Origin of the sequence: Veronia pacifica (assembly GCF_001707825.1) — a bacterium.
GTDB classification, from domain to species: Bacteria; Pseudomonadota; Gammaproteobacteria; order Enterobacterales; family Vibrionaceae; genus Veronia; species Veronia pacifica.
In genome coordinates this window covers 1-16,712 of sequence record NZ_LYBM01000044.1, presented here as the reverse complement: position 1 = coordinate 16,712, position 16,712 = coordinate 1, and the positions used below count along the sequence as shown (strand labels likewise).

Annotated in this window: 13 protein-coding genes; 10 read left to right on the top strand and 3 right to left on the bottom strand. The window is 45.9% G+C overall.

Going from position 1 to position 16,712, the window contains the following annotated elements; translation table 11 throughout:
* Window positions 1-3: 3 nt before the first annotated feature.
* From A8L45_RS18700 to A8L45_RS18660, 10 genes are all read left to right on the top strand, one after another.
* Window positions 4-462 carry an acyl-CoA thioesterase gene (locus A8L45_RS18700; protein ID WP_068904879.1) on the top strand — a complete coding sequence of 153 codons (459 nt, stop codon included), beginning with the start codon at window positions 4-6 and terminating at the stop codon, window positions 460-462.
* Entirely contained in the window at window positions 459-2,798 is a 2,340-nt protein-coding gene (locus A8L45_RS18695; protein ID WP_068904878.1) for a bifunctional salicylyl-CoA 5-hydroxylase/oxidoreductase, read from the top strand. The genes A8L45_RS18700 and A8L45_RS18695 overlap by 4 nt, the downstream gene beginning before the upstream one ends.
* Entirely contained in the window at window positions 2,788-3,522 is a 735-nt protein-coding gene (locus A8L45_RS18690) for a cupin domain-containing protein (protein WP_217492186.1), read from the top strand. Before A8L45_RS18695 ends, A8L45_RS18690 begins: the two co-directional genes overlap by 11 nt.
* Before the next feature lie 2 nt (window positions 3,523-3,524).
* Entirely contained in the window at window positions 3,525-3,911 is a 387-nt protein-coding gene (locus A8L45_RS25070; RefSeq protein WP_217492185.1) for a cupin domain-containing protein, read from the top strand.
* Between the two features lie 25 nt (window positions 3,912-3,936).
* Window positions 3,937-4,851, top strand: a complete 915-nt coding sequence (locus tag A8L45_RS18685; RefSeq protein WP_068904877.1) for a fumarylacetoacetate hydrolase family protein — start codon at window positions 3,937-3,939, stop codon at window positions 4,849-4,851.
* Between the two features lie 12 nt (window positions 4,852-4,863).
* Window positions 4,864-5,907, top strand: coding sequence for a carbon-nitrogen hydrolase family protein (locus A8L45_RS18680; RefSeq protein WP_068904876.1), 1,044 nt, complete (start codon window positions 4,864-4,866; stop codon window positions 5,905-5,907).
* A complete protein-coding gene (locus tag A8L45_RS18675) occupies window positions 5,904-6,662 on the top strand; it encodes a maleate cis-trans isomerase family protein (protein ID WP_068904875.1) in 759 nt (252 codons plus the stop codon). Before A8L45_RS18680 ends, A8L45_RS18675 begins: the two co-directional genes overlap by 4 nt.
* Window positions 6,663-7,116: 454 nt before the next feature.
* Window positions 7,117-8,130, top strand: a complete 1,014-nt coding sequence (locus A8L45_RS18670) for an AraC family transcriptional regulator (protein ID WP_068904874.1) — start codon at window positions 7,117-7,119, stop codon at window positions 8,128-8,130.
* A gap of 212 nt (window positions 8,131-8,342) precedes the next feature.
* Window positions 8,343-9,122: an SDR family oxidoreductase gene (locus tag A8L45_RS18665; protein WP_245680771.1), complete on the top strand. Its 780-nt coding sequence runs from the start codon at window positions 8,343-8,345 to the stop codon at window positions 9,120-9,122.
* 36 nt (window positions 9,123-9,158) lie between these two features.
* Window positions 9,159-10,772, top strand: a complete 1,614-nt coding sequence (locus A8L45_RS18660) for a phytoene desaturase family protein (RefSeq protein WP_068904872.1) — start codon at window positions 9,159-9,161, stop codon at window positions 10,770-10,772.
* Window positions 10,773-11,040: 268 nt separating this feature from the next.
* Here the strand turns inward: A8L45_RS18660 and A8L45_RS18655 are convergent, their stop codons facing one another.
* The 3 genes from A8L45_RS18655 to A8L45_RS18645 all read right to left on the bottom strand — a co-directional run bounded on the left by A8L45_RS18655 (window position 11,041) and on the right by A8L45_RS18645 (window position 15,542).
* On the bottom strand, window positions 11,041-12,054 hold the full coding sequence (locus A8L45_RS18655; RefSeq protein ID WP_068904871.1) for an AraC family transcriptional regulator: 1,014 nt from the start codon (window positions 12,052-12,054) through the stop codon (window positions 11,041-11,043).
* 445 nt (window positions 12,055-12,499) lie between these two features.
* Entirely contained in the window at window positions 12,500-13,993 is a 1,494-nt protein-coding gene (locus A8L45_RS18650; protein ID WP_068904870.1) for a flavin-containing monooxygenase, read from the bottom strand.
* Window positions 13,994-14,324: 331 nt separating this feature from the next.
* Window positions 14,325-15,542, bottom strand: a complete 1,218-nt coding sequence (locus A8L45_RS18645; protein WP_068904899.1) for an outer membrane beta-barrel protein — start codon at window positions 15,540-15,542, stop codon at window positions 14,325-14,327.
* Between the last annotated feature and the right edge of the window lie 1,170 nt (window positions 15,543-16,712).

The window sequence follows — 16,712 nt, the reverse complement described above, 5'->3', positions numbered from 1 at the left end:
ATTATGACTAACATATTTTCAATACCTTACAGGATACGCTTCTCCGACTGCGACCCGGCAGGCATTGTTTTTTATCCCCAATATTTTGTCATGTTCAATGACTTATTAGAGGCATGGGTCGATGCCATCCTTGACGGTGGTTTTGCGGGTTATATAGGCAAATCACGGTTTGGTATGCCCATCGTGAGGCTGGAGGCCGATTTTGTGTCAGTCAGCGAGATGGGAGATGACGTTGATCTTGAACTGGAAGTGCAACGCCTTGGCTCCAAATCGATCTCCCTTGAGTATCGATGCGTCGGCAAAGATGAAGACCTGAGGATGAGTGTTCAACAGACCTTGGTGACCACTTCTCTCGATAATCATAAATCCATCGAAATACCGCCGGCGTTGCGGTCAGCCATAGAACATTTCTTAGCCCCGACCTCAGGGGAACATTCAGGCTATCAGGGGAGTAGAGCATGAATATTGTATGCATAGGAGGCGGTCCTGCGGGGCTATATTTCGGTTTGTTAATGAAGCTGGAAAACCCAGATAACCGAATTGTTATCGTCGAACGTAACCGACCTTATGACACCTTCGGCTGGGGTGTGGTTTTTTCGGATGCGACAAGAGAAAACCTTCAGAAGGCAGATCCTGTTTCTGCTGCTGTCATTGAATCTGAATTCAGCAAATGGGATGACATTGACGTTCATTTCAAAGGCAAATCTGTTCGCAGTACTGGTCATGGTTTCATTGGCATTGGTCGTAAGAGATTACTTAATATTCTTCAGGCGCGTTGTGAGGAACTTGGCGTTGAATTGGTGTTTGAAACCAATGTGGATAATGAGCTTGACCTCGCCAAAGAGTATGACGCTGATTTGATCATCGCCTCTGATGGCATCAACAGCGCAATCAGAACCAAATACCAGACTGTATTTAAACCAGATATTGATGTTAGAAAATGTCGTTTTGTCTGGCTCGGTACCGACAAAATCTTTGACGCATTTACTTTTCTGTTTGTGCCGACAGAACATGGCTGGTTTCAGGTTCATGCCTATCAGTTCGAGGAGGGGCGTTCCACCTTCATTGTCGAAACGACCGACGAAACATGGCAAAAGTCTGGTATAGACAAAATGAGCCAGGAAGAGGGTATTGCATATTGTGAGCAGTTATTCGCCCCATGGCTTGATGGCAACAAGCTAATTTCGAATGCTACCCACCTTCGTGGCAGCGCTATCTGGATTCAGTTCCCACGGGTTATATGCGGCAACTGGGTACATTGGGTTCAACCCGATCAGGATAATGGAAAACACGTCCCGTTGGTGTTGATGGGTGATGCTGCACATACGGCACATTTCTCCATAGGCTCGGGCACCAAACTCGCACTGGAAGACGCTATAGAGCTGGTACAGTGCCTGCGAACCGCTGACTCTGACCTGAAGTCAGGCCTAGAGTATTACAAGAAAGTGCGCAGTGTTGAGGTGCTCAAGATCCAGAATGCAGCGCGGAACTCCACTGAATGGTTCGAAAACATCAGCCGATACGCCGATTTTTCACCTGAGCAATTTACATACTCATTGCTGACCCGCTCACAACGCATCTCTCATGAAAACCTGAGACTGAGAGATGCAGGTTGGATTGAGCAGTATGAGCAATGGTTTAACCAGCGAATGGAAGGCGTAAAGCGTCAGACAATCCCCCTGTTCAACCCGTTTACTGTTCGTAACGTGCAGTTAGCAAACCGTGTCGTTGTATCACCTACTTTGTTGTATTGCGCAGAAGACGGATTGCCCGGCGGAATGCATATGACCCATTTAGGTTCCAGAGCCATGGGCGGAGCCGGTTTGGTCATGACTGAAATGGTCGCCGTATCTAAAAATTCAAGGGTCACCCCTGGCTGTGCGGGTCTTTGGAATAATGAGCAACAGAAGGCGTGGAAAGAGATTGTTGATTTTGTTCACCAACAGTCAGATGCCTGTATTGGTGTTCAGCTTGGTCACGCCGGGCGTCGTGGTTCAACCCAGCTTGGCTGGGAAAAATATGACTATCCGCTCGAAGAAGGTAACTGGATGACACTGTCTGCATCGGCTATTCCCTATCGAGCAGATGTCAGCCCCGTACCGAGGGCGATGTCTCCTGAAGATATGGTCATCGTTGTTCAAGACTTCGTTGATGCTGCGAAGCGAGCAGCCGATGCCGGCTTTGACTGGCTGGAACTTCAGGCCGGGCACGGTTATCTGTTATCAAGTTTTATCTCTCCACTGACAAATACCCGCACAGATGAGTATGGCGGTTCACTTGAGAACCGTCTGCGCTTCCCCCTTGCGGTCTTCAATGCTGTCCGCAATATCTGGCCCGAAGGTAAGCCCATGTCTGTCAGAATTTCAGCCACCGATTGGTTGGAAGGCGGCACCACAGTGGATGATGCTGTCGAGATATCCCGTCATTTCAAACAGGCGGGGGCAGACATGATCGTCGTGTCCACCGGAGAAGTCTCGCCGGATCAAAAACCAGTGTATGGAAGAATGTACCAGACGCCAATGTCTGACCGGATTCGCAACGAGGCGGGTATCGCCACCATGGCGGTTGGCAATATCACTGAGGCTGACCAAGTTAATGGCATTATTGCCTCGGGCCGAGCTGATCTGTGTGCGTTGGCCCGCCCCTTCATGCTCAACCCCAATTGGTTAGTCGAAGAATGTAAACGCATGAACTGGCCGCTTCCCCTTGCTGCGCCCTATTTCGCAGCACTTCCCAAAGGCAGTTCATTAATTCACGACACAGCTCAGCCTTCCCACAAGGAGAACCATGATGTCTGATGAAAACTTCGATGCTTATGCCGAGGACGTAATTGGCCGTGCAAACGTGACCGATACGCCCGAGTTGGTTTCTTACTATAAAGAGCTTAAGTCTCTTGATACTGGTGCACTTTGGACTGTCGCCAACAAGATTGAACCGTGGCAACCCAAATCTGAGTCTGTTCCTGTGCTTTGGCGCTACAAGGATCTACGCAGCAAGGTGCTTGAATCCGTAGAGCTTGTCACACCTGAACAAGCTGGCAGACGCGTCGTTTATCTCAGTAATCCCGGCCGTCAGGATGTAGCTGCTGCAGTGGGCTGGCTGTATTCTGGGTTGCAGGTTATGTTTCCGGGTGAAGCTGCTAGTGCACATGCGCATTCTTCTTCTGCACTGCGATTCATCATGGAGGGCAGGGGCGCATACACCATAGTTGACGGGCAAAAAATGCCTCTCGGTGCCAATGATTTTGTCCTCACTCCCAATGGCACTTGGCATGAACACGGCATTGAAGAGTCGGGCACGCCATGCATCTGGCAGGATGGTCTTGATATCCCACTGGTGAATGCTTTTGAGGCGGGATTCTATGAGGTGCATCCTGATTTAAATCAGGCGATCACTCAGCCAATTGATTCCTCAATCGGTCTTTGGGCCGGACAGGCGCTGCGCCGCAAAATCTCACTTGGAAAAAACCCTATTCTCCGCTGTTTAAATATCAATGGGAGCCGACCTACGAAGCCCTGTTGAAAATGGCAGCAGTGTCTGACGGAAATCCCTTCGACGACATTCTAATGCACTACACCAACCCGGTAACAGGTGGCCATGTCATGAAGACCATGGGCGCAAGTATGCAGTTACTTCGCCCTGGTTTCAGAGGCAAGGCCCACCGACATACAGGGAGCTACATCTATCACGTAGCCAAAGGAGCAGGCTACTCAATAGTCAATGGCAAGCGCCTCGACTGGCAGAAAAACGACATTTTCTGTGTTCCGTCCTGGGCGTTTCACGAACATGTCAACGGATCATCGACCGATGATGCCTGCCTGTTTTGTTTCAGTGATTTGCCAACAATTGAAGCACTCGGACTTTATCGCGAAGAGGCGCTGGCTGAAAACGATGGTCACCAGCCGTCGTAATCAAATCAATAATAAGGAGAACTTTATGAGACTCGTAACCTTCAGACCAACTGTAGATTCGGAATCTCGACTGGGAGCAATTGTCGACGGAAGCGTGATTGATCTCGCGCGGCTCGGTGAAAAGGACAACACAGAGTTGCCAAGATGTATGCTGGCGTTTATCGACCTTGGTCCGGATGCTGTGCGAGTTGCTACTGAACTACTGGAAAAATATCACCAGAAATGGCCCTCCGGTACTTGCCTGCCGCTTGAAAATGTAAAGTTGCTTGCGCCTATTCCACGTCCGAGAAAAAACATTTTTGGGATTGGCCTCAACTATGTCGAACATGTAGAAGAATCCAGCCGCTCATTGGATACAGACAAAGAACTGCCGAAACAACCTGTGATTTTTTCCAAACCGCCGACCACGGTTATCGGTCCGGGTGATGCGATAGAGCATAACGCCGAGATCACTCAGCAATTGGACTGGGAAGTCGAGCTGGCGGTGATCATGGGGACCAGAGCCAAAAATGTATCTAAAGAAACAGCTCTGAATTACGTGTTTGGCTATAGCCTGATGATTGATATGAGTGCCCGCGATTGCCGCAGAGCGGGGCAGTGGATCTACTCAAAAGGTCAGGACACTTTTGCTCCTTTTGGCCCCTGTATTGTTACCGCCGATGAGCTGACTGATCCGCAGAATCTCGATATCAGTTTACGGGTGAATAAGGTGACCAAACAAAGCTCTAATACCCGTCACATGCTGTTTAAGGTCGACACACTTATCAACGACATCAGTAAAGGGATTACTCTCGAACCCGGAGACATTATTGCCACCGGCACGCCAGAAGGCGTCGGTGCAGGTCGTGTGCCTCAGGAGTGGTTGTGGCCCGGCGATATCGTCGAGGCAGAGTTGGAGCAAATTGGTGCTATCCGACATCCCGTTATTTCTGTCACTTAGTAGGGAGGAGACATGCCTGCACTGAAGTTAAACACTTTTAAGGCAGCAGCGGTTCAGGCCGCTCCTGTTTTCCTCAATACTGATGCAACCGTTGATAAAGCCTGCGCTCTGATAGAGGAAGCGGCGTCTGAGGGGGCTGAACTCATTGCCTTTCCTGAGGTTTTCATTCCGGGTTATCCCTACTGGAACTGGATAATGACTCCGCCACAGGGAAGCCCTTGGTTCGAAGAACTGTGCAAGAGTGCCATTGAGATACCGGGCCCAGAAATCGACAAAATAGCCAAAACTGCAGCACGACACAGAGTGAATGTCGTTATCGGTGCCAATGAGCGCAGCCCGACAGGGATAGGCACGCTCTACAACACTATGGTCATCATTAATGACAGTGGCGAGATAATCGGTAAACACAGGAAGTTAGTGCCTACTTGGGCAGAAAAACTGACCTGGGCACCCGGAGATGGCTCCCAGATCAAGGTACATGAAACCTCTGTCGGGCCTCTCGGCGCACTGGCATGCGGCGAAAATACCAACACGCTGGCAAGATTTGCCCTGTTGGCACAGGGTGAGCTGATCCACGTCGCTAATTATATTTCCCTGCCTGTTGCACCCGCCGATTACAACATGGCAGAAGCTATTCAGTTGCGTTCTGCGGCGCACTCTTTCGAAGGTAAGGTGTTTACTGCGGTCTCCTGTTCAACGATTTCACAGGACATCATTGATGCTTTTAAAGAGAGCCATCCGGAATCAGAAGCTTTGCTATCACGCAAAAGCAGTGCCTTCAGCGGATTTATTGGCCCAGACGGGCGAGTGATTGGTAAGCCGCTGATTGACGTGGAAGGTATCGTCTATGCCGATATTGACCTCAACAAGTGTATTCAGCCCAGACAGATGCATGATATCACCGGGCATTACAATCGATTCGATGTTTTCCAGTTGCAGCTCAATCAACGTGCTATTCAGCCACTGAATATTCAACATGCCGGAGAGTCGGACAGCAGCCAACCCGACAGTGAGTCGACCATTTTTTCTTTGGCACAGCAGGAGGCTAACCAATGACGTCAGCACAACATTTTCGTATTGGGCAGATTGTCCCGTCTTCTAATATCACGATGGAAACCGAGGTTCCCGCTATTTTTCGTGCCAGAGAACAGGTGCTACCTGAGCGGTTCACTTTTCACTCATCGCGTATGCGAATGAAAAAAGTGACCAAAGAAGAGCTGGAAAAAATGGATGATGACAGCCTGAGATGTGCCTTAGAACTGTCGGACGCAAAGGTCGATGTCATGGGATATGCCTGCCTGGTTGCCATTATGAGTATGGGGCTTGGCTATCACCGGGAATCAGAATCCCGCCTTGGCAATGTGTCAGCGGATAATGACGCCGTATGTCCAATTGTTACCAGTGCAGGCGCGCTGGTGGATGGTCTGAAAATCCTGAGAGCGAAACGGATAGCGCTTCTTGCGCCTTACATGAAACCTTTGACCAGTCTGGTCGTGCAATACATTGAAAACGAAGGCATCGAAGTGGTTGATAGTATCTCGCTGGAAATTGCAGATAATTTGGAGGTGGGCTCGCAAGACCCATTTGCACCTGTTGAGATCACTAAGCAGCTCAAAACAGACAACGTTGACGTAGTGGTTGCCTCTGCCTGTGTACAAATGCCATCCCTTCCTTCTATTCAACCCATTGAAGACAGACTGGGAATCCCTGTTATCTCATCGTCTGTGGCAACGGCGTATAAGATGATGAAGGCGTTAAATATCAAGGCTGAAGTGCCTGGTTACGGCAGTTTGCTCTCAGGCAAATATTAGTAGTCAAAAAGTGTAGTTCAATATAAATCTGTTGTATATCAATATTTTCTATCTAATAGATAACTCAGCCTTACTGATAAACAACACATTCAATATACCATCCTGTCTGCCTGCTGAGAGCAGGCGTCATTTTTGTGGTGATACGACAGGATGGTTATTTTGATTTCTCCACATCATTTCATTTGTCACCAGATAAATCATCACAGCCATTCTTATATGCAAGAATCGGATAGAATTTGCAGGATATGGATCATCATTCACATTGTTTACCGCTAGAATGTTAATGGCATGTGAAAAATTAGCATGTTCGCAATAATGTTGTACAAGGAAGCCTGTCTAGCTGAATGGTAAGAGTGTGCACTCAGAGCCATTTTTGTCGCCATATAAACCACAGAAAAATAAAGGTTCTTTACGATTTTGGCCGGTTAGACGGGGATAACACTGGAGAGCAAAGATGATGTATTCTACTGAGTCCTCGCGTTTCAACGTTCAGACTCTTCGGCAACAACTTGACGATTCTGGCCACCTGTTATTCAGTTCCAGTAACCCTGCAGAAACAAAATCGAATGTAGAGAGAGTCATGACTACCCACGAGCTGAATGTTATCAGCAACTCCGGCCGTCTCGATGCCAGCATGCATTATATGCCTCTCGGTGATATCTCTCTTTACAGGCTGAAATATGGCTCAAGTGTTGAAATACACATACCGACTATTGAGGATTATTATTGCATTCAGATTCCTCTTCATGGTCGTGCCTGTGTAGCCAGTGGTTCTGAACAGATAGAATCCAACGAGAGAACAGCATCGGTACTGAACCCCGATATGCAGACCAACATGGTCTGGGATTATGATAATGATCAGTTCATGGTTCGTATTTCCCGCTCCTTGATAGAGCGAACCGCAATGGGGATTCTTGGACATGATATTGATAAGCCCGTTACCTTCGATATCGGTTTTAACTGGCAGGACTGTCCTGCATGGTCTTGTTTAATCAACTATTTACTCGATTTTTATACGACATCTGATCCCTCTCTGCGTGATAACAACTTATTGACCAGCCAGCTCAACCAGCTCACTGCCACCACACTGCTGCTAAATCATCGACACTCTCATAGTGACAGTACCGGTAAGCAGAGAGTTTCAGTCAGGCCGAGGCATATCAAACGCGCACAGGAATACATGGAGTCTCATGCGCACGAGCCGATTTCTGTCGAGCTTCTGGCACAGATTTGCGGTATCAGCATTCGCAGTCTTTACAACGGCTTTAAAGATTTTGTGGGTGCGACGCCAATGCAGTATCTCCGTAACCTCAGACTGGAGCATGTGCATAGAGACCTGCTGACCAGCGAATCGGGCAGTGTTACATCCATTGCCATGCAATGGGGATTCTCTCACATGGGAAGATTCAGTGCGGAGTACAAAACCAAGTTTGGTGAGAGTCCAAATCAGACGTTACGAAAATCATAGCGAAACATTCAATACCTATATTCACCTCTTTTTTACCTGTGACTCACCAGCGTATTCTGGTGGGTTGACGGTTACCTATTGATAAAATTGAAATCTACAGTCATACGAGCACTTGTTGGATAACACCCACCCTAACTGGATAGATGGTCATCCTCTCCTTGATTAACTTGAGGGTAGGCGCTCGGCGCATTACCCAAATAATCAGGGAGAAAATGATGGATGGATTAAATGGAAAAGTTGCTATTGTCACCGGTGGCGTGACAAAAATAGGTCAATCGGTCGTTGATGTGCTGTCTGGTCACGGCGTCAAAGTTGTCGTATTCGATATTGTGGCTTGTCCCGCTGAAGAGGCGGAACCAGACGTCGATTACATTCAACTGGACATTACGGATGATGCCGCGCTCAGTCAGGCAATAAAAAGTGTTAAAAGCGCGAATGGACAGATTGATTTTCTGGTTAATTTAGCAGCAACTTACCTTGACGAAGGCATGGCGTCGTCGAGAAAAGATTGGCTCGATGCACTAAATGTTAATCTTGTCAGTGCAGTCATGGCATCTAATTTGGTTCGCCCTCATCTTATTGAATCGGGAGGCGGTGCCATTGTTAATTTTACCAGTATCTCTTCATCGGTTGCGCAGACAGGCCGATGGCTTTATCCCACCTCAAAAGCTGCACTTCTGCAGGTGACTCGCAGTATGGCAATGGATTTTGCCGGAGACAATATACGTGTTAACTCCGTCTCTCCCGGATGGACATGGTCAAGGATCATGGACGAATTGACGGATGGCAATCGGCAGAAAACAGACAAGGTCGCGGCAGATTTTCATTTACTGAAACGGGTGGCTAACCCAGAAGAAGTTGCACAAGTGGTGGCTTTCTTGTTGTCTGATCTCTCCAGCTTTGTCACTGGTTCAGATTACGCTGTCGACGGTGGTTATTCCGCTATGGGGCCAGAGCGGGCTGCACCCGCTATTCCTCTTTTGATGGATTAAACAAAGCCACGGCTGGTGGAGCCTGAAGGAGGAACCATGGAAAATTATGAACTTGAGACGGATAGCATCGTTGTTGGCAGTGGTATCAACTCGCTCGTTTGTGCCGCTATGCTGGCGGTGAAGGGCAAGTCTGTATTGGTGCTTGAGCGAAACTCAGTGTTTGGTGGCTGTATACGCACTGAGGAGCTATTTCCGGGTTACCATCACGATATTATGTCGAGCTGGTATCCGTTATTTGTCGGTAGCCCTGGTTACGCGGCATTAAAAACTGAGCTGGATAAAGCCGGGCTGACGTTTGAACAAAATGACTATTCAACGGGTATAGTGTTTCCTGATGGCAGTGGGCTGGCGGTAAAAAACGATATCGAGGATACGGTTGCAAGGTTGGAAGCCATTTGTCCGGGAGATGGCAAAGCCTTTGGGCAGATGGCCGGAAAAATGTTTGGAGAGGATGCAGTACTGACCTTTGGCCTGCTGGGCAACGACCCGTATAGCTGGTCATTGATCAAGCTGTTGTACAAAGAATGGCGGGTAAGGGGCATGCCGGGTTTGATGTCATTCGCCGCGGATTCTCTGGAGTCATGCCGAAAATGGGCAAACAGAACGCTGAGTGATGACATGAACAGAGCCCTCATTGCACCATGGGTTCTCCATACGGGTCTCGGTCCAGATGAGGCCATTTCCGCGCTTATTGGTAAGCTTACTTTTGCTGCTGTCGTAGCGGGCGGCATGCCGGTAGTCAAAGGAGGAAGTGCCCACATTGTTGATGCGCTACTCAAAGTGATCACTGATCATGGAGGAAGAGCTATCTGTGATACCGAGGTCACCGGGATTATCACCAATAACAACACATCAAAGCTGCGAGCGTTGGGGGTGAGAACTGAGAAAGCCAGCTATCGTGCGAGAGAAAATGTTATCTGCAATGTCACGCCAGATAAGCTATACCAATCATTACTCACGCCAGCGCACAGCGTGCCTGTGGAGTTGGCAACAAAGGCGGGAAGTTATCAATTTGGCCGGGGGGGAATGCAGATACACTTTGCTCTTTCTGCGCCGCCACCCTGGAAAACGCCCGAGCTGGTCAACGTTCCTCTCGTGCATTTGACGGAAAGCATGGAGCAGGTTTGTCTATCAGTTACCGAAGCCAATAATGGCCTGATACCGAGCTGTCCTACTTTAGGTATTGGACAGCCGACAGCGGTGGACCCCAGTCGCGCACCCGATGGTAGCTGGATCCTCTGGATACAAATGCAGGAGCTTCCCTCATATATCAAAGGCGATGCGCTCGGTGAAATTCCTGCGCCTGAAGACGGCAAATGGAATGAAGACATCAGAGAGATGGTTGCTGATCGGGTTCAGGCAAGGTTGGAGTGCGTCATGCCCGGTCTGTCTGAGATCATCGTTGGCCGAAAAGCCTATTGTCCGGCAGATTTAGAGCATCTCAATTGTAATTTGGTTGGGGGTGACCCTTACTCCGGTGTTTGTAGTCCAGATCAGTTTTTCTGGCTGCGACCTTTCTCGCCCAGCAGCAAAGCCCGGGCACACAATACGCATATTCCAAATGTGTATCACATCGGCGCAAGTACACATCCCGGACCGGGGCTCGGGGCGACATCTGGCTATCTGGTTGCTAAGAAGCTGACAAATTGACTTACCACACCAGCCTCACATCAGTTTGAGTGGTAATGTTGAGAGCCACTCAAACATCCTGCATAGCAAACGCCCCCTCTTTCTTTAAGACTGTTCTGCTATGTGACAGGCCGGCTATGGTAGAAAGGCAAAACAGAAAAAAAACTGCAGTAGAAGAAGCAGAATCATTAAAAAAAGCCTGAATCGTCTGGTTTATAGGGAAAACAGACAAATCAGGCAAATTGACATTTGGATTCTCACTTCTGGCTGTAATAAGTGATCTCTGCCTTCACAAACTGCGCAGTGTTTCCCGTGGTGTTTCGTTGAAACGCTTTTTGTACTCGCAGCTAAAGCGGCCCATATGCGTGAATCCCCACTTCATTGCAACGCCAGTGACACTCTGAGCCTGACCACTGAGTATGTCATTACGCACTTTGTCCATTCGAATATCACGTAGATATTGCATAGGGCTGACCCCAAGAAAATCTTTAAACCCTGAATACAGGCTCCGTAAACTGACGCCAGCGATATTTGCAAGGTATTCAGGTGTCAGGCTTTCATTGATGTGAGCCTCAATATACTCCTGAACATAGCGAACATGTCGGGGCCTGACATTTGTTGTCTTCAGATCAGAGCTTAGAGACGTATAGTTGTGGTGATGGGCGCTGAGTAGGCATGTGGTTATCAACTGATCAAGCTGAGCGGCAATGAGTTTGTTGTGGTTATCTGTTGATGAAAGATTAGATGCAAAGTCAATGATGCTGGGTAACAGGCTCCTCCACTGACGGCTATTTTGCCAATGAAAACCCAGATCAAATCGGAGGGGTTGCTCTATTTGATAACCTAAGATGCCAGTGATTGTTCGCTCAATCAGAGGTTTAGGTATCTTTACCAAAAACTGATCTGTGCCTGATTGCCAGTTCATGACTATCTTTGAATAGGGACTCAGTACAGATGCCAACTGCGGCCCTGAATGTATTTTTTCATAGCAGTCATCAACTTCTGCCAGCCCATTTAATGGCATTTGCACCAGATAAAAATCACCCAGACAGTCGGGCTCGATTGCGACACTCGCACCGTACTGCAGCCGACTGAAAGAGATATCACCGATGCGGAGGTGGTACATATTTGCATTGAGCGGCAGTTTATTGTCTGTTACAACCAGTGAATGTGGTTTCATCATCCTACCGACAGCTTCCTGAACGTCGTCTTTGACTTTGGATGCAAATACAAGTCGATTGGAGTGACTGATTCCACTTTTTATCTGCTGGCAAAATACATCGTCAGTATTTGAGTTATACATAGCTTCCATCCTCAAGATACTTAAGCATCCCTATCTATTATTTATTCACTATAATGCATAACATTTTTATTTCTGTTGCAAATTTAACATTACATTAACATTGATTTCTCTCTATCCATTTCCTGTGTCCATTATCCGATAGGTGTAGAAAACGATTTTATCGTGCGTTTTCTGTTAGTTTTCTATAACTAAAATTAATATGCATAAATAAGCATATTATTTAGGATATCTTAAATGTGAAGTCAGAAAATCGATACGGTGTGTTTGCTTTTGGAGATATAGAAGTACATGAGTATTAAGGTAAGGCTTATCAGGACGATAAGCGCCTCAAATCAGGTAGTTGCTGATACTATGTGTAATCGGTGCAGGGGCGGGTGACAACCAAGCTGAGACTGAACAAACCTCCTTTCTGTCCCAGCATATTAGGTTCTCTGCTTTTAATCGTTTATTGCTGGTTCTGATACTTTTTTTGTAATCGGGGTAATATCTTCGAATACACTTCCGGATTGAGTGCTCCCAGCCACTGTTTAAAGCGTGTAAAGCGACCGATGTTCATTTTCATATCGCCCAACAGTTCGTCAATATGATGTATCGAGAAGGGGATGATGTTAGTGCCTTTTGAGTGTTTTCCATCAGTGCGTTGTTCCATCCAGGCCAGCCGTTCGTCGACAATTTTGTTCTGCTCTAATTCTGATGGTAATGAGAAACCGCCATTTATATAGTCAGCAAGCCACAAAGCACCAATTTCGCAATTCAACTGGCTGAAAAATGAAGAGTTATAGCCATTGAATGCCAGCCGTTCTACGCCGACAGGAAGCATGGAGCGGTAGAGCCTGAAGTTTCCTTCCTCATCGGTAACTTTGGCCAGGGTTTCTTCGTCGAGAAAAGGACATACCTGCTTCCAGCCAGTTCCGCAGACAATCAGATCTACAGGCACGACATCACCATTAGAGAGGGTTGCCTGACGACCACTAAGCTCTTTGATGACAGTATTTTTCTTTATGCCAATATTTCCTTCTTCTATGTTCTGGTAGAAGTTGTCACTGACCAGACTCACTGTGCTTCTTGCAATGCTCTCCAGTGGTTTATTCGGGTGTAAGCCAAGACGACTGAGACCGAGTTGCCGTTCAACAATGAATTCAACGGAGCTGAGCATAGATTTTCGAATTGGGTTGCCGACGGTATGAAAAAACTTATCAACACCGCGAAGATGTATGTACCGAAAAAGTGCTTCGCTCATTCGAGAGAGAAAGAGATGTTTGTAGTTAAGCTTATTTGCAATGAGCTTAGGGATTTTCCAGATAAGGTTTCGGGCAACCACATGCGTACTTCCAGTGATGTCATAAATGGCATTGGCGACATCGCAAGAAGACTTACCATAACCAATAACGAGCACATTTTTCCCTCTGGCTTTCTCTTTATCAGTAAATTCGCTGGTGTGGCATATCATGCCTCCTGCTTCAGTAAAGCTATCAATCCCTTTATACGTTGGCACTGAAGGTACTGAGAAAATTCCGTTACCTATGATGAGGTAATCAAATTCATTGGTGAGCTCTTCAATCGTGCCGTCATCATTTTTTTGAGCAACAGTGACCGCCCACTTTTGAACACCTTTTTTGTATTTGGTGCTGACGACTTTCGTATTTAAATGAATATTGTCATTGAGGTTAAAATGATCGACGTATGATTGCATGTAGTGTTGAACTTGCTCGCCGCTCGGCCACTCCGGGTAATTAGATGGCATAGGAAAGTCAGACAGCTCGTAGGTTTTTCGGGTATTTTGTGTGGTCAACCCGGGATAACGTCTTGAAGCAGACCAGACGCCTCCAACATCTGCCTCTTTTTCATACAGTGTAATGTTATAGTTGAGTGCACTAAAAACTCTTGCGGAAGTCAAGCCCGCAAAACCTGCTCCAATAATACATACGTCCTTAATCATGAGTACACCTAAATAAGTTGTGAAGACAATGCTTGTGATTTTGCTTTAACTGTTTCTTGAGTCATTTGATCTGTGTTTATATAGATAATTTATATTCTGATTTTAATTTTTAAAAACAGTTTATTTGTAAGTTTTTATTGTGTGGCACTATTTGTATAGTACTTTCACTATTTGTATAAAGTAATTTTAAAATCAAATTATTTATAATAAAAAAAATTACTATAATAATTTTTTTATATATTTCTCTCATCAATATAATGAAAAAAACCCTCGTTAAAGGGCAAATATTTCCCATTAATCGCAATATTTCACATTGAGTTTTAAAGGTACGTTAAAAATAGGTAACGGCGTTTATCAATGCAATGAACTGTTGATCAGACTTTCCGCCAGCAAAGAGTCCTGCACCATCACCTTCATATTTGTCATAACGTATTTCTGGTCTTATTCTAAGGTGCGGATTCAGGCTCCAATCGAGATTAGCTGTTAATGAATACACACTGCCTCCCGTCGCACCCGTTGAACGCCAGAGAATGTTTGCTGCTTTTTCATCGTTAAACCACTCAGCGCGAACACCTGTATGCAGTTCTTCGCTAACTTTGAATCTTGTTGCGAGATTTGCGCCATACCATTTGCTGTCCTCAACAATAAACACAGGTGCTGGGGCGATATCTCCACCTTTCTGAGAGCCATAGGTCAGTTCTGCGGATATTTGCGTGTCCGGGTTGACGTTGTGAGTCAAGGTCGCTGACGAATGCAATCGTTGGCGTTTTTCACCGTTTGTGCTGGCAACTAAATAGGGAGAGCCACCTTTAGCCGGACCAAAAGCATCACCCTCGCCATCGCCATAGATGAGCTCGATATCTAACCATGTTGCCATATCATTACTTCGCCACCGCGTCGCACCAATAACCGTTGGTCTTCTCTCATCCCAGTTATTCCATCCGCCAACCAAGCCCAGATCAACACTCAAAAGACCGAATGCGTCTGAGGTGGGAATTTTTATACCAGTGAGGACGCCAACGTGTTTTGATGGAGCGTGCTGCATTGCATAAGTGTGTGTAGCAAACCAGTTAGGTGGTGTGAATGGTAAGCCAATCTCATTGCCTGTAGAGGTAAAGAAACTACCCGCTATCACTGTCATACCACCAAACACGGGGAGATAGGCATCAATATAGAACTGAGGGATGGCGAGTTTGTTATCTTTGTCATCATCAAATGTATAGTCGTCAATACCTGCCGTTCGGAGGAATTGTGAATCTTCGCCGTATACCGCTGTAACGTTAAAGCCTATTTCCAGCTCACCGACCGGGCCGGGCAAAGGACCGATCCTACTCAGTAAGTTTTGGGAGGGAGGAAAGGTGGCGGTTGGTAAACACCCTACGCCTCTGCATAGCATAAGACCCGCCTGATTGAGACGAATACCGTCTTTTTGGTTGAAAAAGGCTCCATTACTCAGTTCTCCATCCAAGGTATCTGATGCGTTAAGTGCGGTAGCTTCAATCCAGCCATTAACCGATATTTTTGAATATTCAAAACTGCTATCAGTCATTGTTTTAAATAGCGAACCGCTACCTGAACCAGTTGCGAGCACCGTGGATGAATAGATGCTTAATGAGTAATAAAATAGAAATCTCAGAGCTTTTACTAGTAACATAATGTTCCCTTTCTCATAATGCTACCGAGCGTACCGGAGACAACATTTCTGATATTAATTTACTAAGTTGATGAGAAATATTGTTAAGCACTGCACGTCGATAATTAATTCCACTTTCAAATATTAATTTATTGATACTGAAAAACTCTGCTATCCAGTAATCAGGGTCGACTATCCACACAGTGCAAATGGTTATAAAAAAGAGAGTTCGTTTATTAGAGACAATTTATCCGTTACTATATCAGTAAGTTCTGTTTTTATATGATTTTTATGTTTCACAGAAGGGTTAGGTGATAATAATTTATTTAATACTAATAGCGACTAACATTTTTACTATGAGTGTTAGGTTTTATCTTTTTTCATGATAGCTACTTTACGATAGCTACTTTACAAAAATTAGATCGACTAAATACCAGATACTAAAATATAGTGATGGGAAATATTTATTAAGTGATAGAGGATGTATGACTTAATGTTATTTATTTTATTGAATATCAGGATGATTTCCTTAAGCATGGGTACTTTTATAACGTTTATTAATAAACTTTTATCATATAGATAGATAATTGGTGTGAAGTGATTTATGGCAAAAAAAATTGATATAAGTGTTTATAATAATAGAGATTTTCTAGTATGACAGTTACATAGGCGCTACGTGGTTAAAATTATATTTTCATATAATGGATACCTGTAACCATCCATGTTTTTACAGTCTTATTTCGGTTATGACGTAAAGACACCTTTCTATCGTTTTTAAATATACTGCCAATAACGCTCTGTTTATTTTTAGTGCGTAAAGGCTGTTTAGCATAGAGTAGTCATTGTGATATGGGAAAGTGAATGTCAGTAGTCAGAAGGAGCACACTTTGGGTGTGCTCCTTTTCAACTTAATGAAGATATTTTGGGGTAATGCCGTAATTCTTGTAGAACATTTCATATTGAACATAGGCGATGTAGGCTTGGTAACTGATGTGTCCGCCATAACTGCCATAACTGCCGTAGCCGCCATAACTGCCGTAGCCGCCATAACTGCCGTAGCCGCCATAACTGCCGTAGGCCGCCATA